Source organism: Ligilactobacillus agilis (assembly GCF_025311475.1).
Taxonomy (GTDB): domain Bacteria; phylum Bacillota; class Bacilli; order Lactobacillales; family Lactobacillaceae; genus Ligilactobacillus; species Ligilactobacillus agilis.
The window spans coordinates 2067501-2088487 of record NZ_CP104397.1 but is presented as its reverse complement, the minus strand read 5'-3'; the positions used below and the strand labels follow the sequence as shown (position 1 = coordinate 2088487).

At 41.7% G+C, this 20987-nt stretch carries 19 protein-coding genes and 1 rRNA gene (1 of these 20 only partly in view); 19 read left to right on the top strand and 1 reads right to left on the bottom strand.

Features of this window, described 5'->3' with window-relative positions; translation table 11 throughout:
* The first annotated feature begins 10 nt into the window (after positions 1-10).
* The 8 genes from N4597_RS10380 (at position 11) to N4597_RS10345 (ending at position 7178) form a co-directional block, all read left to right on the top strand.
* The gene (locus N4597_RS10380; protein WP_167589552.1) at positions 11-841 is read left to right on the top strand and encodes a hypothetical protein; all 831 of its coding nucleotides are present in this window, start codon (positions 11-13) and stop codon (positions 839-841) included.
* 13 nt (positions 842-854) lie between these two features.
* Complete coding sequence (locus N4597_RS10375; RefSeq protein WP_167589551.1) at positions 855-1580, top strand: hypothetical protein; 726 nt, start codon at positions 855-857, stop codon at positions 1578-1580.
* A 19-nt stretch (positions 1581-1599) separates the two neighbouring features.
* On the top strand, positions 1600-2313 hold the full coding sequence (locus N4597_RS10370; protein WP_094130864.1) for a hypothetical protein: 714 nt from the start codon (positions 1600-1602) through the stop codon (positions 2311-2313).
* 228 nt (positions 2314-2541) lie between these two features.
* On the top strand, positions 2542-3309 hold the full coding sequence (locus N4597_RS10365) for a hypothetical protein (RefSeq protein ID WP_167589550.1): 768 nt from the start codon (positions 2542-2544) through the stop codon (positions 3307-3309).
* Positions 3302-4150, top strand: a complete 849-nt coding sequence (locus N4597_RS10360; protein ID WP_170092031.1) for a hypothetical protein — start codon at positions 3302-3304, stop codon at positions 4148-4150. Before N4597_RS10365 ends, N4597_RS10360 begins: the two co-directional genes overlap by 8 nt.
* 12 nt (positions 4151-4162) lie before the next feature.
* Complete coding sequence (locus N4597_RS10355) at positions 4163-5047, top strand: ABC transporter ATP-binding protein (protein WP_260903856.1); 885 nt, start codon at positions 4163-4165, stop codon at positions 5045-5047.
* A 51-nt stretch (positions 5048-5098) separates the two neighbouring features.
* Positions 5099-6424 (top strand): sensor histidine kinase, encoded by a 1326-nt coding sequence (locus N4597_RS10350; protein ID WP_260903854.1) that lies wholly within the window; start codon positions 5099-5101, stop codon positions 6422-6424.
* A 1-nt stretch (position 6425) separates the two neighbouring features.
* Positions 6426-7178, top strand: coding sequence for a LytR/AlgR family response regulator transcription factor (locus N4597_RS10345; RefSeq protein ID WP_260903853.1), 753 nt, complete (start codon positions 6426-6428; stop codon positions 7176-7178).
* Between the two features lie 80 nt (positions 7179-7258).
* Here the strand turns inward: N4597_RS10345 and N4597_RS10340 are convergent, their stop codons facing one another.
* Positions 7259-9019, bottom strand: coding sequence for an ABC1 kinase family protein (locus N4597_RS10340; RefSeq protein ID WP_260903851.1), 1761 nt, complete (start codon positions 9017-9019; stop codon positions 7259-7261).
* Positions 9020-9205: 186 nt separating this feature from the next.
* Here N4597_RS10340 and N4597_RS10335 point away from each other — a divergent pair, with 186 nt between their 5' ends.
* From N4597_RS10335 to N4597_RS10285, 11 genes are all read left to right on the top strand, one after another.
* Positions 9206-10840, top strand: a complete 1635-nt coding sequence (locus N4597_RS10335) for a peptide ABC transporter substrate-binding protein (RefSeq protein ID WP_089144048.1) — start codon at positions 9206-9208, stop codon at positions 10838-10840.
* A 221-nt stretch (positions 10841-11061) separates the two neighbouring features.
* Complete coding sequence (locus N4597_RS10330) at positions 11062-11433, top strand: Rpn family recombination-promoting nuclease/putative transposase (RefSeq protein ID WP_260903848.1); 372 nt, start codon at positions 11062-11064, stop codon at positions 11431-11433.
* Positions 11434-11476: 43 nt separating this feature from the next.
* A complete protein-coding gene (locus N4597_RS10325; protein WP_260903846.1) occupies positions 11477-11899 on the top strand; it encodes a hypothetical protein in 423 nt (140 codons plus the stop codon).
* A gap of 66 nt (positions 11900-11965) precedes the next feature.
* Positions 11966-12106, top strand: a complete 141-nt coding sequence (locus tag N4597_RS10320; protein WP_260903843.1) for a hypothetical protein — start codon at positions 11966-11968, stop codon at positions 12104-12106.
* 267 nt (positions 12107-12373) lie between these two features.
* On the top strand, positions 12374-15193 hold the full coding sequence (locus tag N4597_RS10315) for a sigma-54-dependent transcriptional regulator (protein WP_167589542.1): 2820 nt from the start codon (positions 12374-12376) through the stop codon (positions 15191-15193).
* A 290-nt stretch (positions 15194-15483) separates the two neighbouring features.
* Entirely contained in the window at positions 15484-15978 is a 495-nt protein-coding gene (locus N4597_RS10310; RefSeq protein WP_260905317.1) for a PTS system mannose/fructose/N-acetylgalactosamine-transporter subunit IIB, read from the top strand.
* 54 nt (positions 15979-16032) lie between these two features.
* Positions 16033-17025 (top strand): PTS sugar transporter subunit IIB, encoded by a 993-nt coding sequence (locus N4597_RS10305; protein WP_260903840.1) that lies wholly within the window; start codon positions 16033-16035, stop codon positions 17023-17025.
* Between the two features lie 20 nt (positions 17026-17045).
* Positions 17046-17852, top strand: coding sequence for a PTS mannose/fructose/sorbose transporter subunit IIC (locus tag N4597_RS10300; RefSeq protein WP_050611541.1), 807 nt, complete (start codon positions 17046-17048; stop codon positions 17850-17852).
* Between the two features lie 20 nt (positions 17853-17872).
* Entirely contained in the window at positions 17873-18784 is a 912-nt protein-coding gene (locus N4597_RS10295; protein WP_167589540.1) for a PTS system mannose/fructose/sorbose family transporter subunit IID, read from the top strand.
* An 83-nt stretch (positions 18785-18867) separates the two neighbouring features.
* On the top strand, positions 18868-19245 hold the full coding sequence (locus N4597_RS10290) for a DUF956 family protein (protein WP_056977479.1): 378 nt from the start codon (positions 18868-18870) through the stop codon (positions 19243-19245).
* A 517-nt stretch (positions 19246-19762) separates the two neighbouring features.
* Positions 19763-20987, top strand: a 16S ribosomal RNA gene (locus tag N4597_RS10285); it runs 338 nt beyond the window's last position.

Below are 20987 nucleotides of genomic sequence, written 5' to 3'. Positions count from 1 at the left end.
GGGGGATATTATGAGGCTTGAACAAGCAGTAGAGATTTATCTACTTAGTAAAATGTTTTTAAAATTTATCGGAATTACCCTAATTGGTTATTTCTTTTTCTGTGTTATAGTTAGAGTTTTGATGAATAATGCTAAGAAAACGCCGGTAGAATTTTCTATACTGGATGATAGTAATGAAGAATTAGCAAAAACTTTAAATGGTGATAAGGGCTTTTTGAGGGCTAAAATAACTGCTTGGCTGATTAAATTTGTGAAAAATATACAGTTGTATAATTCTCAGCTAGTATCCAAAAAAGAGATGGTGACGCAAAATCGATTAAGAAAATTATATTTATTAGATATTACGGGTCATTTAATTGTTGGTTTCAGTTTTAGCTCTGGTTTAATAGAGCTACAAAATCAGTTATTAGCAGGGATATTTTTACCCTTGGTATATGTAGTGGTAGGAAGTTTAATTGATTATAAGGTTATGAAAATTAGGGCAAACCTTGGAAGCTATCTAATAGACAAAGGAAGCTTTTTTTTAGTTCCAGGGCTACCGCTACTTTTAATGATTAATTTATTGTGGGTAGGGGCTGGTTTATTAATTAGCAATTTGCAAGCAGAAACTCTGATGGTGGCCGGTTTTGATGTTGGTATAACAGACATGTTTCTAGGAATAGCTGCTATTCTTTTAGGATTAATAGGAGTATTATTGCAGGTTAAAAGGCTAAAAGCTATCTTAAAAAGATTATCGTTGCTAGGAAAACAGGCAGAAATGAGTTTTAAAAAATCGATTTTGCTTAAAGCTAGCGACTATATGATAGTTTACGTGATATTGGGGATAATTTTATTTATGTAAAGAGGGTGAAATTTTGGCGTATATAAGTAATAGCAATTTATTTTGGGCTAGCTTAGTTCTATCAATAGTAATTTTATTGGGGGATGTACTAGTTGGTCGTATCCTTATTGGTATTCAACGTTTTTCAATGAAAATTCTTCCGAGAAGTGAGGAAGAAAGTATCAAGCAACTAGCAGTAGGTTATGCTAATAAAAAGAAGTACAGCTGGCGCTGGTTAATTGTAACCACAGTAGCCATGACTTTATTGGGACTGATTTTATGTCAGACTGCGGCTCCTCCTGCTTGGGTGTATGTATTTTTGTTATTTTTTATAATTCAAACTAATTTTCATTTGACTCCGGCTAAAGTGGCATTTCATAAATTGCCTAATTACGTAAAAATTATTTGGAATGTAAGAAAACAACCCTTTGTTTTTGGTTATTATAATTATTGTTTTTTATGCAATGGTGTGATTATTGGTGCAACCTTAATATATGCAACCGTTCAAGCTACTTTGCAAGTTCATCCATTTAATTTATTTGAACTAATAGTTTATCTTGCTATAGGTTTGGCCGAGTTGTTCTTAGGCTTGTATTTTAGTCTTTCCTTTCTACATAGACTTCGATTGCTGGTTAACGCTTTGAACAAAGAAAACCCCAAATATGTAATTTATTGGCGTAGATATTTAGTAGCACGAGTTATAAATTGGGGATTATTATATATAATGTTACTGATATTTCTTACCTACGTACCATTATAAGAAGAATTGAGGTGGTTTAATGACATTTCTTTTAGCTGAAAAGATTTTGCTTATTGCTGGTTTGATGGCGATTATTTTTATCGGTAGTGAACTTTTGACAAGAGTAGCTTTACTTGTTAAAAGATTGGTTCAAAAAAGAGTTCGGAAACAAACAGAGGAAGAATTATTATATAAGGCTAAGGTCCAAGCTAGTGTTAGAAAGTGGTTGGTTACTAGAAAAAGTTATAGTTGGTTGCTTACTGGTTTTTACTTGGTATTTTTAGTAATAATAAGCTGGGCATTTTGGTATTTTTCTACGCTACCATTTTGGGGTTACTTGATTTTAGTGTTATTTTCTTTACAGCAACCTTTATACTTAATACCAGCTACGATATCTTTACAAAAACTTCCTCAATATTCACCAGGACTAAAGAAGATAGAACAACAGCCACTTATTTTGCGATTAACAGACTATGTATGTCTCTGTAATCTATTACCACTGGGACTATTAATGCTAACTGCTACAGTATATTTAGATTTAAATGCTATCAGTATTTTGGCGATTTGCGAAATAATAATAGGGCTAATCTTTAGTTTGTTATTATTTCGTAGGGTAAGGACGTTTTGGCACTATTATCGGACAGTTGGCGCCGAGTATTTGGTGAAATATCGCCATTATCTCGGGGCTAATTTGGTGACGTGGACTTTATTTTACATGGTGCTCGGATTAATAGTGTATTATCTGAATGTTTGACGGTTAGGTTTAACAAAAGACTTAAGCTTAGTGTCTGAGTGTATTAAGTGGGCAATGAAATAACAGTTTATTTTCCTAAACATTTGCGCTTACTGAAGATGACTCCCATTCTAGTGGGGGTTATTTTTTTTGTCCTAATTGCGTTTAGGACGATAAAGTATCCTTTTAGGACAAAGTGACCTTTTATTTGATGAGTGGTGCTAACCTAATAAAGGGAGATGGATGAAGATGAAAAAGTATTTTAAAGTTGCACGGTTTGAAATTAACCACCTTATGAAACGAGCCTTATTTTGGACGACTTTTGTCTGGCCGTTATCAATGGAAGGAGCATTGTCATTACTACTACCTGCAAAGCTCAACCTTAGTCCCGAGCAGTTGCTAACGTTAGTGGTAATAACTTTGCTAAGTTTTACTGCGATTAATGCGCTGAGCGTTGTTAACATGTTCATCAACAGTAAGTCAACCCGGGTAGGGGAACTAGTAATAGGGATGAGTGGTTACAAGGTCCAGTATTATGGCAAGTTGTTGGCGGCTAGCTGGATATATTTACTAAATCTAGCGGCAACTGGTGGCTTTCTTATTTATTTAGGGCAAATGGAAGGTTTCTTACAACTAAGTACTTGGTCTAGGTTTGAATTACTAAACGCTGGGGTGGTGATGCTAGTGGTAACCATATTTGGAAATATCTTGCTCAGCATCTTGGCGGTGTATGTTAATGATGAGGACAAGGGACAGGTGATTGCACTTGGTTACTTATTATTTGTACTGGCTGTTTGTGGTGGTAGTGTAGTTGGGTTAATGGGGCATAGTAGCACCTGGTTACTAATTCCGGTTGTTAACTTACTGGGGCAGCTTTCCTTAACCGTATGGTGGGAGCAACTGGTTATTTGGGGAGTTAACCTTGCTTTATTAGTAGGTGGATTGCAGGTTGGCTTTAACTATTACCATCACAATATTTTAAATTATGCACGGAAAGTGGGTGGAGTAAGTGAGTAAATCTCAATTAATGGCGATTGCTAAAAGAATTGTAAGTAAGCAGCTTAAGTCCTTTTCTTATCTAAGCATGGTATTTTTACCAGTAATAGTGGGTGAAGCCGCTGTTTATAGGAATCAAGAATTTTTGCAGGCACTGACGGCTAAACAATTAAGTCTAGGGTTGTATCAACTCATGCCTGGGGTGGCGGCCTTTTTGTGCGCCGTTTATACAGGCGTCTTAGCAACGGAGGTAGTAGCAGACCGGGAAGCAAAGTTAACGGAGTTTCTGTTAGCAATCGTGGATGCTAAGACACAGTTGGTGGGCAAGATTTTAGGGACGGTTATATTGTTAGTCCTTCATTGTCTAAGTTATTTTTTAGTTCTGCTAGCTACAGTAGTCATATTTAAGCTACGATTAGCGATGGTTGACGTCAAATACCTGGTATTTTCATTACTTTCAATGCTATTACTTTTAGGCTCATCCCTAATTTGGACGGTGGAATTTGGAATATATATTCAAGAAAGAGAACAGATGGCTTTGGCGATGCTCACACCAGTTATTTTAGTGATGACGGGAGAAATCCTAGCGACTGTGTACGCCTGTACTCCAAACATGTTTGCGGGTATGGTTTGGTTCAAAGTATTTTTAGTGGTGAATGGATGGGTTCCGGCGCTAGGAACCTGTTTACTCCCAGTAGCAGTTTCAACCCAAGGGCTTTCTTATTTTTGGGGCTACTTCAGTTTAGTAGTGCAAGTGATTATTTTAGTGATCATGTTTAAAAAAGTCCTGCCTAAGTATCAACGAGGCTTGTTAGCTACTAAACAACGACATCCAATTATAAAAGCGATATTTGGTAAGTAAGGGGGAAATAGGATGTTAACATTAGACAATGTAACCAAGAATTTTGGTACTAAACAAGCAGTTAGTGATTTAAGTTTTACCGTTAAGCCTGGGGAGATTTTAGGGTTAATTGGGCAAAATGGTGCGGGTAAATCGACTACTTTTCGGATGATAATGGATTTTATTCAGCCAACGAAGGGGCAAATCTTATGGCAGGGAAAGCAGTTTGACAGGACTAAGCACCAAATTGGTTTTATGCCGGAAGAACGAGGTTTATACCAAAAGGAAAGTATCATCGACCAGCTAAATTATTTTGCCGATTTACATAGGCGCAATCGGTTTGATATGCGCTTAGAGCTGGTGAAGTGGATGGAACGCCTAAATGTGGTGGGAAAACTAACTGATAAAGTAGAATGTTTGTCTAAAGGCAATGCCCAAAAGGTGCAACTAATTGCCACGATGATTTTTCACCCTGAAATTTTAATTTTGGACGAGCCTTTTTCAGGATTAGATCCCGTTAACGCTCAGTTGCTTTTGGATGAAATCATCCGGGCTAAGAATGAGGGGACGGCGATTATCTTCTCAACTCATAACATGGATAACGTGGCTAAAATTTCAGATAAGTTGTTGATGTTAAAGCACGGGCAAACAGTTTTGGCGGGAACTTTAGCCGAGATAAAACAAACTTATCCCCGGTTAAATCTTACGGTTGAAGGAATTGAAGCAGAAGGATTTTTCAGTAAGTATCACGGGGTGACGGAGCTACGAAGGGTTGGACAGCAGACCTTTAAGATGAAACTGGCTAACGAAGATTTAGGTAGACTAATTTTTCAAGATGTAGTTAAAAATAGAGATTATGTTCCTGTTTTTGAGCAATCAGCTCCAAGTTTAGATGAAATTTTCAAGCAGTTAGCTTAAACTTAAATAAGGCTAATGCTAAAAAGTTAAAGAGAAGTGTGGTTAAAGTTAATGGCGACTGTGTGGATTGAAGTAGGAACAGTAATGTTGGCGGGGCTAGCTGGTTATATCGCTGTTTTTGGGGCATATTTCTATCTTTTAGGTGAACTTAGGCTAAATAAGGTTCTGAAGATAGTAGCTAGCTCTTTGGTTTCAGTTTTATTATTCCTGTCAGCTTTTGTTGACTTAGGCTTTATAGTGCTAGTTTTAGGTCAGCGCTGGTACTATCGACGGGTAAATAAGGCTCAAGCTTTGCTAAGAAGACTAGCTTTAATTGTGGTAATTATTTTATTCGACGCAATCGGGGATGTCACTACCTTTACTTTTTTTCTAATAGGTAAAATTGCCAACCTTTCCCAGCTAGAAGTCGCAATAATTGGAGTCCCTGCGCAATTACTTGCTTTTTTAGTGGTAATTTGGCAATTAAAAAAGAAGCAGTTATTAAAGACATTAGCGGTTCACACTGATACGGCCTTCAAGCTGGCATTGAGACTATTTATTTTTTATATTTTTGTCCACAGTATAGAAGTCGTCTTGATAACGTTGACAGATAAGTGGATGCTAGTGATTGTGTCTGCAATAATTGCAATCTTTACAATTGCCCTCTTAGTAATTGTGTTCTATTTTTATCAAGATACGGTGACCAAGTTAGAAAATACGGCCTTAGTGGCGGAACAGGCGCGCCAAATGAAGGCCTTCCAGCTCTATTTACAAGAAATTAATGACTACTACCAAGAAATTGCTAATTTCCGTCATGACTATAAAAACTTACTACTGACATTGGGAAACCGGATTGCTAAAAGCGGGGATGCTGATTTGCAGTCTTACTACCAACAGATGGTGACTTATTCTGACCAACAGATACGTGGGGTGATTAAGCCTAGGAATTTGGCCCAGTTAGAGCAAATCGAACTCCAATCATTGCGGAGTGTTATCCTGGCTAAGTTGACTAAGGCTAACCAACTGGGAATTGAAACCCAGTTAAACGTCACTAGTTGGGTGCAAGGTGGACGGGTCAATGAGTTAGAACTGGCCCGTATCGTGGCAATTTTATTAGATAATGCCATCGAGGCTAGTAGCAAGCAGGACCAAAAATGGTTGGGGATTGGACTTGATTCTTACGGTGAAGATGGGGTTGATATTTTAATTGAAAATAAGTTTGTAGGCGACAAAGCCCCTAACTTAACGGCCTGGTTTGAGCGTGGTTACACCACCAAGGGGAGCAACCGCGGCCGGGGGCTTACGATTGTAAACCAGTTATGTGATAAAAATTTGATTGACTTGGAAGTGGAATATAAGCGCGGGGTAGTGTGCTTTATTCTTGGAATCGGGGTGTAAGATGTTAAAGGTAATTGTAGTTGATGATCAGACTGAAATTTTAGAACAAGTAGCATCGGGAATTGAAGCCTACGTAAAGTTTGAAAATCTAGATGTGAATTTGGCGCTAGCGACTGGTGACCCGCAGGCGGTGTTAGCCTACGTCAGGGAAAATCCTAACGATAAGTACCTGTTTTTCTTGGATATTGACTTAGCGACTGAAAGTTATACGGGGATTGACTTGGCTAGTGAATTACGGAAGTTATTGCCCTACGAAGCGATTGTTTTTTTAACTTCGCACGAAGAGTTGTCCCTAATTGTTTTGGAACACCGGGTGTTACCACTAGACTATATTGTAAAGCAGTCTGACTTTACGAAGGTAATGAAGGCCGTCAAAATTGATTTGCAGCGGACTTTAGAATTGATTGGGCAAGAAAGTAAGGTTAATAAAAGTTACTTTACCTACGTTAAGCGGGGGCGCCATTACCGGATTGCCACCACAGATATCTATTACTTTGAGGCGATGCCAGGTAGCCCCCACCTAATCAGTCTTTATGCGAACAATAAGCGCCTAAATATCCGCCGCAGTTTGAGTCAAATCGAAGAGCAATTAGACGCTAATTTCTACCGCTGTCATCGGGGTTACCTAATTAATTTAGCCAGGGTAGTTGCGCTTGATCCTGTTGAAAAAATGGTGTACTTTGACGAAGAACAAGCCATTGCTTGCCCGGTGGCAACACGGAGATTAAGGGACTTAAAACGTAAGCTGACTTGACAGAAGTGGGAAATGATGTTATGCTTAGGTTTCTATTATACGGTGCAAAAAGAGGCCAGGACTAAAAATCCTGGCCTCTTTTATTTGCGTTTACGCTTCTTAAAGCGTTTGTGAAGGTCGTCCAAAATAAGGAGGGCAACTAAGACAATGGCGACAATGTAGCCGGTCACCCCTAAATTATAGATGGCAGGGTGGTTGGCACTGCCTTCTACTAAGAGGGAGGAGGCTAAGATAATCGCCGCTAAGACGAGGGCGATGATAATCCGGTTGGCAAGGTGGTCGATGCGGTCAAGGAGCTTATCTTGGCCCTTGTAGCGAACCGAAAAGCGGGTTTGCCCGGAACTAACGACGTCAAAAAATTTGCTGGCCTTGGTGGGCAGTTGGCTAGTAGCCTTAAGTGACTGGAGGGTATCGAAGCTCAAGTCTTCTAAGCTAGTTTTGAGGTTGAACTTGCGCTTGAGGTAGGCCTTGCCTAAGGGGCGAGCAACGTCCATCATCGAAAGGTCGGGGTCTAGCTGGGAGACTAAGCCCTCTAGTGAACCGAAGGCCTTGACTAGGAGGGTTACCTCGGCTTTCATTTGTAAGTTATTTTTCCGGCAGAGACCAATCACACTATAGAGCATAGCCGGAAAGTCGATTTGATCTAAGCCCATGTTCATGAAGGGGGTTAAGAATAAACCGAGTTCCTCGTAGAAGTCTTCGCTATCGACCGGCCCGGTTTGATTGCAGACTGCCAGGATGGCCTGGCCGATTTGGCGGATGTCCTTGGTGTTTAAGGCAAGGACAATCTGGGCAATGCCATCAATCATGCTCGGAGTTAATCGCCCCATCATTCCAAAGTCAAGGTAGACTAGGCGGTAAGGCGGAAGGGGCTGCCTTTTAGCCCACACCACTTTATTCCCGTGAAACTCGTAACTAAAAGCCTCCTTGGCTTGATTTTCCTGGTAATTAGGATCGCCTTCCTTGAGCCGGTAGAATAAGATGTTACCTGGGTGGGGGTCAGCGTGAAAGAAGTTATCTTCAAAGACTTGTTTTAAAAAGTTATTGACCAATACCTGGGCTAGGTATTTGCGCTCGGCCTTTTGACTCTCAGCCACTGCAAGGTCCTTGCTGATTGGTTGGGCCAGGTAATTTTTAATACTTTTACCTGGCATGGAGCTGTTCACCAAGACCTTTTGGGCGGAGTATTGCTTGTAGACCTTAGGTACCCGGATGATACCGTCATTATTGTTATAGTGATAAAATTCCTGACCGTTTGCTATTTCGATTTCGGTATTAATTTCATTTAGAAGCGAGGTCCTAATTTCATTAAAAATCTCCCGGGGATTGACGGCACCGATGTCGGGGGTGAACTTAGTCATTCGTAATGCCAGGCGGAATAAGGCCAAGTCGGTGGCAATTAGGCGGGCAACCTCGGGATGTTGGATTTTAACCACGACTTTGGTACCGTCTTTTAAAATGGCTCGGTGGGTTTGGCCGATTGAGGCGGAGGCAAAGGGAGTTTCATCAAAAAAGCTAAAGACCTCACTGAGTTTTTTACCAGTTTGTTCTTCAAAGGTGGCTTTAACGCTGGCAAAATCATCGACTTCAACGTTATCTTGCAGTTGACGCATTTCGGCGATAAAGGCAGGCGAGATTAAGTCGGGCCGAGTCGAAAGTAACTGACCGGCCTTGATGAATGTTGGGCCTAACTCTTGAAAGGCCAAGCGTACTTCCCGGGGGTTGCGTTGGTTGATAAAGTTAGTAATTACATTATGGTTGCGCATTACCCGGACAATCTCTAAGAGCCGGGTCCGGCGACTGCCACGGGTTAAGTTATTAGAAGAATCAGGCCTGGTCATAAGAAAACCACCTTTCGTTAAATGCTATTGTTATTCTACCACGTCTAGCTAGAACTGTTGCTAAATAATAAATCGCTTGGATTGAAATTAATTTATTCTCATTAAATTCTTGCTTTTATCCAGGAAATAAATTATAATTTACTCATCGTTAGTTAATGTTTTCTAAGATTTAGGGAGGAAATAGCTATGAAATTTAAAAAGGTGATTGCAACCGGGGCATCACTTGTTGCTTTAGGGCTCGCGCTAACAGCTTGTGGCTCTAACAGTAGCAAGTCAGGCCTCGCTGACAAACAAGTCCTTAACTGGAGTTATGCTTCAGAACTACCATCAATGGACTTGTCAACTGCGACTGATACCATCAGTTTTGACCAATTAAATTCCACAATGGAAGGGATTTATCGAATTGGTAAGAATAGTAAGGTTGAACCAGGTCTGGCAACTAAGACAGAAGTATCTAAGGATGGTTTAACTTACACATTTACTTTGCGTAAGAATGACAAGTGGTCAAACGGTGACCCTGTAACCGCACAAGATTTCGTTTATTCCTGGCGGCGGACAGTTGATCCTAAGACGGGTTCACAATACGCCTACCTCTTTGATGGCATTGCCAATGCCAATGACATCATCGCTGGTAAGAAGGCCGTTGATACTTTAGGAATCAAGGCTGAAGGTAAGTACAAGTTAGTTGTAACTTTAGAAAAGAAGTTACCATACTTCAAGTTGTTGATGGGCTTCCCTGTCTTCTTCCCACAAAACCAAAATGTGGTTGAAAAATATGGTAAGAAGTACGGGACAGCTGCTAAGTACCTTGTTTACAACGGACCTTTCAAGATGGAAGGCTGGAGTGGCTCTAACCTTAGCTGGAAGTTAGTTAAGAACAAGAACTACTGGGATAAAAAAGACGTTAAGTTATCTCAAATCAACTTTAGCGTTAACAAGTCAACGACAACTTCATACAACCTCTACCAATCTAAGAAACTTGACTACACTCCTTTGAGTACGGAACAAGCTAAGCAATTGAAGGGTAAAGATGGTTATCAAGTCTTGAAGGAAGCGCGGACAAACTACTTAGAATTCAATGAAACTAACAAGGTCTTCGCTAACAAGAAGATTCGTCAAGCGCTCTCTTACGCAGTTAACCGCCAAGTCTTAGCTGACAAGGTGTTAGGGGCAGGGACATTACCATCACTCGGAATTGTTTCGCGTGATTTAGCCTTTAACAAGGGTAAAGACTTCGCAGTGGCAGCTAAAACAACTGCCGGGGTAACTTACAACAAGGCTAAGGCCCAAAAGTTACTTAAGGAAGGTTTAGCTGAAGTAGGTCAATCTAAGTTAAGCTTCACTTTATTAGGTGATGATACTGATGTTTCTAAGCAAGTAACAGAATCACTTCAAAGTCAAATTCAACAAACCTTACCAGACGTGGATGTGTCTGTATCTAACGTTCCATTTAAGACTCGTTTACAACGGTCAGAAGACGGCGACTTTGACGTAGTTGTTTCTGCTTGGGGAGCTGACTTTGCTGACCCAATCTCCTTCTTAGACCTCTTCACTTCTGACAACTCCTACAACAACGGGAAGTGGAAGAACGCTGAATACGACAAGTTAATTACAGCTTCTAAGACAACTGATGCTGGTAATGTTGACAAGCGTTGGGATGACATGGTGAAAGCTTCTAAGATCTTGAGTGAAGATCAAGGGGTAGCACCTCTTTACCAATTAAACGTGGCTTACATGCTTAACCCATCAGTTAAGGGTGTTATCCAAAACACTGCCGGGGTAACCTGGTCATTTAAGGACGCCTACATTGCTAATAAGTAAGGGGCGTTAGCAACTCTTTAACATAACGATTGAACTACAAGCTAGTGTACTTTGATGCTAGCTTGTAGTTTTTTATTGCTTAATTTTACTTGCCTGATTGCGGCCTGCTAAAAAAGTTGCAACTTTTTTGAATTAATCGGCGGTCATTTTGCGTATATCTATAATGGGGGGTAAATTATTCTCTTTACCTTTCAAATTTTATATAATTAAAGGAGAAGCAAATGGTAAGTAAGCAAAAAATCCAGCGCAAACTGGCCCAGGCCGACTTCACTGACGATGTCATGTTTGAGCTGGTCATGTCTCAGTTAGAAATCTGTCGCAAGTTCTTAAAGGCGGTCTTACCGCAGTTAGACTTTACTAAGATTAAGGTCGTCAATCAAAGCCACCTCAAAACCGACTATCTGTCTAAGGCGGGCCGCTTAGACATCCACTGTACCAACGCTTATGGCAACCAATTCGATATCGAGCTGCAGATGACTAACGAGCACAACGTCGCTCAACGGGCTAAGTATTATCACGCCTTGATGACCAACCACATGTTAACAGCCGGTGAGGACTACCAAAATTTAAAGGAGACCTACGTTATCTTCTAACCCCCTTATTACTGAGCAACAACGAGCGGTTGGGCACTATCAGATGATTTCTGAAGAAGGAGACTACTTAAATGATGGGACCCACACCTTGATTTTAAACGCCAGTGGTGATTGGGAAGGCGTCAGTGATGAACTCAAAGGAATTTTTCAGTTAGTATTGAGGCAGCCGGCGTCATTTGGCCAGTTAGGAGCGCAAATTATGGATAAGATTGATGAAATTAAGCACAGTAAGACAGGAGGGCGCAAGTATATGGAACTAACAGGAGCATTTTGGCAGGACGCCAGAAACGAAGGGCGAAATGAAGGTAGAAAAGAAGGGACCGACGAAACGATCATTAAGTTAATTCCAGATTTAGTTGCTTTGACTAATGACCGTCAAGCTGTCATCAAAATTTTGATGAATAAGATGAATCTAAGCCAGGAGCAAGCAGAAAGCTACTACAAGCAGGCCATGGAGCAAGAGTAAATGATATTGAGATAAAAGCCCAAGATTGATGAAATTAAGCACAGTAAGACAGGAGGGCAAAAGTATATGGAATTAACAGGAGCATTCTGGCAGGACGCTAGAAACGAAGGGCGAAATGAAGGACGCAAGGAAGAAAAAAAGCAAGTATTAAGATTGGTGAACGTCGTGGTAAAAAACAAGGAATCGACGAAGCCATTATCAAGTTAATCCCGGACTTATTTGCCCTAAGTAACGACCGCCAGGCTGTCATCAAAATCTTGATGAATAAGATGAATCTAAGCCAGGAGCAAGCAGAAGGTTATTACAAACGAGCCACGACTAAAGTTGCAGGTTTTACGTCCATTTGTAATAAAAGTGTTGCGCCTCAAGCAGTGTGGGGCGCATTTTTAGTTGGTTAGTCGAAAAGTTGACGATACACTAATCTAGGTGATACACTAGCTCTATCAAGTAAGGGATTTCATGGGGTGATTTAGTGTGCAAACGAGACGGGAACGGATTTTAACCTACATTAAGGAACATAGTAGTCAGGTAAGCCAAGGCTTTACAACTGCGGAGCTAGTTGTAGCCTTAGACTTGGTGAGGTCAAATGTTAGCAAGGAACTAAACGTGTTGGTGCGCGAAGGGTTGTTAGTCAAAAGTAAAGGGCGGCCCGTTCGCTACCAGCTACAAGGACAGGGAAAAAGCCCGAAGCAAGTGGTAACCCCTAAACAGGCCGAAAAACAGGTTGGGGGTCAAGATGTAGCCCCAAGTGATGATGTGTTTGAAAAAATCATCGGGCGCAAGGGGAGTCTAAAAACCCAGGTTGAACAGGCTAAGGCGGCACTCCTGTATCCTCCTCATGGACTAAATGTTTTAATTACCGGTCCGACCGGGTCGGGGAAGACCTACTTTGCTAACGCAATGTATCATTTTGCTTGCAGTAACGGAATTATTAAGGCCAAGCAGCCATTTACCACCTTTAACTGTGCCGATTATGCCCATAATCCGCAGCTGCTGATGTCGCATCTGTTTGGTTACGTCAAAGGTTCATTTACAGGGGCCAATGAAGATAAGGATGGCTTGATTCAAGAGGCCGACGGGGGGATGCTCTTCTTAGATGAAGTTCACCGTTTACCCCCTGAAGGGCAGGAAATGATTTTTTACTTTATGGATCATGGGACTTACAACCGTTTGGGGGAAACAGCAAAAACCCACCATGCGGACGTGAGAATTGTGTGTGCAACCACCGAAGACCCAGAGAGTTCTTTACTATCGACCTTTGTGCGCCGGATTCCGATTACGATTCAGATGCCAAGCTTTAAGCAACGGACGATGCGGGAACGCTTAGGACTCTTGCGCCACCTCTTAATTATCGAAGCCAACCGGATTCAAAAAAATATCACCCTCAACGAAAATGTAGTGCAAGCCCTCCTGGGGAGTGTTACCTATGGAAACGTGGGCCAATTAAAATCTAATATCCAGTTAGTCTGTGCGCAAGGATTCTTGAATAACATGCAGAATCAAACGGAAATTCAGATTACCTTTGATCAGCTCCCACCTAATATCAAGGACGGCTTAACTTTGTTGGCTAATAATAGGAAGGAATTGGGCGAGTTGACCCAATTATTAGAGCCAACGATGACAATCTACCCTGATAACGATACGAAGGTGATTGATTCAACTGGAGGTTACGAGTTACCTTACAACCTCTATGAAATTATTGGGGATAAGGCAGCCGTTTTAAAAAATGAGGGACTTGACCAAGAGGCGATTAATAATTTCATCCTCACCGACATTAACGTCCACTTAAAAACTTTCTACCGGGGGGCGAAGATAGCCCAGGCGGAAGATAACTTAAACGAAATTGTCGACCAGGAAATTATTGATATTACTAAGGCAATCATGAAGGAGCTAACCACTAACTATGATTACGCCTTGAGTAGTAACTTTTTATATGCGATGAGTCTGCACATTAGTTCATTTATTAAGCGGGTGCAGCTAGGCCGGCCCCTAAGAGCAGTTTCGTCCGATATTGTTGAGATGGTCAAGGCTTATCCTCTGGAACAAAAGATGGCTGGCCGGGTTAAGGAATTACTAGAGGAACACTACCATTTTCCGGTGCCAGAGTCGGAGGTTTACTACTTAGCGATTCTGTTGGTTTCCTTGAAATCTAGTCCCGCCAGTGGGCAAGTGGGAATTATCGTGGCGGCTCACGGTAAAAGTACGGCCTCGTCGATGGTACAGGTGGTCGAACAACTCCTGTCCGCCGATAACTTACGGGCCTTTGACATGTCACTAGAGATGAGTCCCCAAACAGCTTTGGCGGGAATTGCCCAGGAAGTTAGAGAATTAGACCGGGGTAATGGCGTCTTGTTGCTAGTAGATATGGGGTCACTATCAACCTTTAGTGAACGGTTGACTAAGGAAACCGGGGTCCAGGTGAGGTCGCTAGATATGGTGACAACCGCGATGGTCCTGGAGGCTGCTCGCAAGACCACCTTAATTGACCGGGATTTGGATGCAATTTACAAGGAGCTGCGGGAATTTAACGGCTATTCGCGTCAGATTGAACCGCCGAAAAAAGAGCTGACTGAAAAAGCCCATCACCTAGTTTTAGGAGATAAGCGACCTAAAGTAATTGTGGCCATTTGTTCGACCGGGGAAGGGACCGCCAAACGCATTAAGGAAATGTTAGACCGCATTTTGATTGATAACTTAGTCGATGATATCTTGGTTGAACCAATCTCGGTTGTGGGCATGGAGGAAAAAATTGCCCAACTCCAGCAAAAGTATCGGGTGATTGCGGCCACCGGGATTATCCAACCTAAGTTGGATGTGCCTTTTGTTTCCCTGGAAAACTTGCTTCAAGGTGGAGGCGAGCAATTTATTAAGGTGATTGAAAATATAGACGAACCACTCTTTGAAAAAACGGCCTCACTAGAAGAATCAGATACACTAACGGAAGAGATGGCAAGTCAGTACCTAGAACAGTACTATACTTTCTTAAATCCAGTGAAAGTGGTCAAAGTCCTATGGGACTACTGTGATTACTTAGACCGCCGGCTCGACTTTGAAATTAATAACGCCATGCGAATTAGTTTAATTATGCACCTAGGCGGTGCAATTGAACGTAACCTCTTAAATAGTAGTTTAACAATCACTAAGCAAGAAGAGGCTGCAGCTAAGGCTGACAGTAAGTATGAGTTGGTAGTTCAAGCTAACGGAATTATTACGGAAGCTTTGAATATTGAGTTGTCGTTGGCAGAAGTTTATTACCTGATAAAACTGATTGATACACAAGCTGCAAATCTCTGATACAGAAGTGTTGATACACAAAAGATAAGTGTATCAACACTTCTTTTAAATTTGTTTAAAGTTGATATCATTGGCTTTAACGTTGATACACAAAAGTTGGCACGTATCTTGCTATATAAAAGGCGTAGGTGCTTAATTAGAACTGATAAGTTTTGAGAACGCTAACGCTAAGCTTTAAAGAAATTATTTCGTCCTCATTTTAATTTTTGCAAATGTTAGCGTCGCAAAGTGAATCAGTTTTAAAGTAAGCTAGAAGTTGTTAGAGCGCGAGGAAGGTGAAGTCAGTGACAATGGACGTACGCTTAATGCGAATTGACAGTCGCTTACTTCATGGCCAGGTGGCAACTAACTGGGCCAAGACCGCTAAGATTGACCGTATTTTGGTTGTTTCTGATAACGTTGCCAAGGATGAGCTCCGAAAGGTCATCATCATGCAAGCAGCGCCTCCGGGAACTAAGGCTAACGTGATTCCGCTAGCTAAGATGATTAGGATTTACCATGATCCTCGTTTTTATGGCTTGCGGGTGATGATTTTAGTCGAAAATCCCCAAGATGCTAAACGGTTGATTCAAGGTGGAATTAGGGTTAAGTCCTTAAATATTGGTTCGCTTAGTTTTGAAGTAGGGCGCAAGATGGTCACAGATGCCATCGCCGTGAATCAGGCCGATATTGATGCCTTTACTTGGATTCATAACCAAGGCATCCTCTTGGAAACGAGGAAGGTTTCGACCGATTCAAAGCGGGATTTGTGGAAAAACTTACGCGAACGCAATCTCGTTGAATAATGACTTCGCCTCAAATCAAACTCTACAAATTTTGTTACATGGGAGGTATACAACATGGTAGGAATTATCCTAGCTAGTCACGGTGGTTTCGCTGATGGGATTTACCAATCAGGGGAAATGATCTTCGGCAAACAAGAAAATGTCGCACACGTAATCTTAAAGCCAGATGAAGGTCCAGATGATGTCCGTGCCAAAATGGAAAAAGCAATCGCCAGCTTTGATGACGATGAAGAAGTATTGTTCTTAGTTGACCTTTGGGGTGGAACACCATTCAACCAGGCCAACAACTTAGTGGAACAACACAAAGATAAGTGGGCAATCGTTGCCGGTATGAACTTACCAATGGTAATTGAAGCTTACGCATCCCGCTTCTCAATGAACACAGCGCATGAAATTGCTGCGCATATCATTGAAACGGCTAAAGAAGGGGTTAAGGTAATGCCTGAATCACTTCAACCAAATGAAGCTCCTAAGCAAGCTGCTGCAGGCAACCAACCAACTGGTGCAATCCCAGAAGGAACAGTTATCGGTGACGGTAAGATTAAATATGTCTTTGCCCGGATTGATACGCGCTTACTTCACGGTCAAGTTGCAACAGGTTGGACTAAGGCAATGAACCCTAACCGGATTATCGTTGTTTCTGATAACGTTGCTAAGGATAACTTGCGTAAGAACATGATTGCTCAAGCCGCTCCATCAGGAGTTAAAGCTAACACCGTTCCAATCAAGAAGATGATTGAAGTTGCTAAGGACCCTCGCTTCGGTAATACTAAAGCAATGCTTCTCTTTGAAACTCCTCAAGATGCTTTAGCAGCCATCAAGGGTGGCGTTGATATTAAAGAATTAAACGTTGGTTCTATGGCTTACAGTAACGGTAAAGTTAACGTTAACCAAGTGCTTGCGATGGATCAAAAAGATATCGATACATTCAAAGAACTTAAAGAATTAGGCGTTAAATTTGACGTTCGCAAAGTTCCTTCAAGTTCTCCAGAAAACATGGACAGCTTACTTAAGAAGGCTCAAGACCTTGTGAACGAAAGTAAATAATTTCTAAGGAGGAAATAAACATGTCTGCTATTTCAATGATATTAGTTGTTATTGTAGCGTTCCTTGCAGGTATGGAAGGTATCTTGGATGAATTCCAATTCCACCAACCATTAGTTGCATGTACGCTAATTGGGTTAGTAACAGGTAACCTAACTGCCGGAGTTATCTTAGGTGGTTCTTTACAAATGATTGCCTTAGGTTGGGCTAACATTGGGGCTGCGGTTGCGCCCGATGCTGCTTTGGCTTCCGTTGCTTCTGCTATTATTTTAGTTCAAGGTGGCCAAGGAGTTAAAGGTGTGGGGACTGCGATTGCGATTGCGATTCCTCTAGCCGTGGCTGGTTTGTTCTTAACTATGATTGTGCGTACACTTTCTGTTGCTATTATTCACTTAATGGATGCACAAGCTGAAAAAGGTAACATGCGCGGAATTGATGCTTTACAAATTTTAGCTATCTGCATGCAAGGTTTACGTATTGCAATTCCTTCTGCTTTACTTTTAGTTATCCCTTCAAGCGCTGTGCGTGCCTTCCTTGAGTCCATGCCTGCTTGGTTAACAGATGGTATGGCTATCGGTGGTGGGATGGTTGTTGCCGTAGGTTACGCTATGGTTATCAACATGATGGCTTCTCGTGAAGTTTGGCCATTCTTCGTCATCGGGTTTGTGTTAGCTGCTTTATCAAAGTTAACATTGATTGCTATCGGGGCTTTAGGTGTTTCCCTTGCCTTAATGTACCTTGAACTTGAAGAAAAAGCTAAAGGTAACGGTGGCAACGGTGGTAACAGCGGTAGCGGTGACCCACTTGGCGACATCTTAGATGACTACTAAAATTAAGGAGGAATAGGATAATGGAAAAGAAAGTTCAATTAACTAAAAAAGATCGTATGCAAGTTGCATGGCGTTCCCAATTCCTTCAAGGTTCATGGAACTATGAACGTATGCAAAATGGTGGTTGGTGCTACTCAATGATTCCAGCCATCAAGAAGTTGTACCCTAATAAAGAAGACCGAGTAGCAGCCTTAAAGCGTCACTTGGAATTCTTTAACACTCACCCATACGTAGCTTCACCAGTTGTTGGGGTTACCCTTGCCTTGGAAGAAGAACGTGCTAACGGGGCTGAAATCGATGACGTTGCTATTTCTGGGGTTAAGGTTGGTATGATGGGACCTTTAGCCGGGGTTGGTGACCCAGTCTTCTGGTTTACTGTTCGTCCTATCTTAGGTGCCTTGGGTGCATCTTTAGCTTTAGGTGGTAGCATCTTAGGACCAATCTTGTTCTTCGTATTATGGAACTTAATTCGGATGGGCTTCATTTGGTACACCCAAGAATTTGGTTACCGTGTAGGGACTAAGATTACAGATGACCTTTCCGGTGGTTTATTGCAAAAGGTTACCCGTGGGGCTTCCATGCTCGGGATGTTCATTATCGGTGCCTTAGTTGAACGGTGGGTATCAATCAAGTTCACACCAGTTGTTTCAAGGATTCAACAACAAAAGGGTGCTTACATTGACTGGGATCACCTACCAAAAGGTGCTGCTGGTATCAAGGAAGCAATCACTCAATACAGCAATGGTTTATCACTAGACAAGTACAAAGTAACTACTTTACAAGACAACTTAGACCAATTAATCCCTGGTTTAGCTGCTTTACTCCTTACTTTGCTTTGCATGTGGTTATTAAAGAAGAAAGTTTCTCCAATCGTTATCATCTTGGCATTATTCGTTGTCGGGGTTGTTGGTCACGTAATTGGTTTACTTTAATCATTACTTTCTTAAAGGGACGCGGAAAAGTGTTTTTTCCCGCCCCTTTTTTTAGTATAGTTGAGGGTAAGGAGGATTTTTTTATGGTAGAATCACTTAATTCCAAAGTTGAAATAGTTGTTGATGGGACCTCGTATGCCGGCTTTGCTCAGTATGGCAAAATCATGATTGGGAATGCAGGGTTTGAATTTTATGATGATAAGAAGGTTAGCAACTTTGTGCAGATTCCCTGGGAAGAAATTGAGAGTGTGACTGTGTCGGTCTTATTTGGTGGCAAGTGGATTCCCCGTTTTTCTATCAAAACCAAGTCTGATGGCAGTTTTATCTTCGCAGCTAAGGAAGTTAAAGCCGTTTTGCGGGCAGTTCGAAGCCACATTGGTAAGGAGAAGATGTACCGGTCGCTTTCTTTCTTCCAGGTAATAAAGCGAGGGACGAGTGCCTTATTTAAGAAAAAGAACTAACAAGTTGCGTTTAAGTTAAAAAGCGGTCCGAACATTTCTGTTAGCAAAGAGGTGTTTAGACCGCTTTTTTTCTTCATAAAACGAATAATTTTGCAATTAATGCAGGAATATTCAGTTTTAAAACTCTTACATCTTTTTTAGTAAACAAAGTTAATTTTTTTGGCAAAAAAGCTTGACCTAGAGCCTGAAAGCCTGTATTATAAATATCGTTGTCAGTTACGAAATGTGATTGATAAGTTAATTAAAAATAATTCTTGACAACTTTGTTTCTTGTTGATATGATATAAAAGTTGTCATAAGGATTAAGGAATTGAATTTTTATTCAAAATTAATCCTTGACATTCAAAATGATGATTGTTATTATATAATAGTTGTCATTGCGATAACGAATTATTAATGAGTAGATCTTTGAAAACTGAACAAAGTTTTAGACAAACCAAATGTGTAGGGTCAGTTGGAAACAACTGCAAAACATTTGCGAAGTCAATTCGCTAGTATAAAAATGAGTCACAAATTCTAAAATGAGAGTTTGATCCTGGCTCAGGACGAACGCTGGCGGCGTGCCTAATACATGCAAGTCGAACGCTTTTTTCAATCATCGTAGCTTGCTACACCGATTGAAAATTGAGTGGCGAACGGGTGAGTAACACGTGGGTAACCTGCCCAAAAGAGGGGGATAACACTTGGAAACAGGTGCTAATACCGCATAACCATGATGACCGCATGGTCATTATGTAAAAGATGGTTTCGGCTATCACTTTTGGATGGACCCGCGGCGTATTAACTTGTTGGTGGGGTAACGGCCTACCAAGGTAATGATACGTAGCCGAACTGAGAGGTTGATCGGCCACATTGGGACTGAGACACGGCCCAAACTCCTACGGGAGGCAGCAGTAGGGAATCTTCCACAATGGGCGCAAGCCTGATGGAGCAACGCCGCGTGAGTGAAGAAGGTCTTCGGATCGTAAAACTCTGTTGTTAGAGAAGAACATGCAGGAGAGTAACTGTTCTTGTATTGACGGTATCTAACCAGAAAGCCACGGCTAACTACGTGCCAGCAGCCGCGGTAATACGTAGGTGGCAAGCGTTGTCCGGATTTATTGGGCGTAAAGGGAACGCAGGCGGTCCTTTAAGTCTGATGTGAAAGCCTTCGGCTTAACCGAAGAATTGCATTGGAAACTGGAGGACTTGAGTGCAGAAGAGGAGAGTGGAACTCCATGTGTAGCGGTGAAATGCGTAGATATATGGAAGAACACCAGTGGCGAAAGCGGCTCTCTGGTCTGTAACTGACGCTGAGGTTCGAAAGTGTGGGTAGCAAACAGGATTAGATACCCTGGTAGTCCACACCGTAAACGATGAATGCTAAGTGTTGGAGGGTTTCCGCCCTTCAGTGCTGCAGCTAACGCAATAAGCATTCCGCCTGGGGAGTACGACCGCAAGGTTGAAACTCAAAGGAATTGACGGGGGCCCGCACAAGCGGTGGAGCATGTGGTTTAATTCGAAGCAACGCGAAGAACCTTACCAGGTCTTGACATCTTTTGACCATCTTAGAGATAAGATTTTCCCTTCGGGGACAAAATGACAGGTGGTGCATGGCTGTCGTCAGCTCGTGTCGTGAGATGTTGGGTTAAGTCCCGCAACGAGCGCAACCCTTGTTGTCAGTTGCCAGCATTAAGTTGGGCACTCTGGCGAGACTGCCGGTGACAAACCGGAGGAAGGTGGGGACGACGTCAAGTCATCAT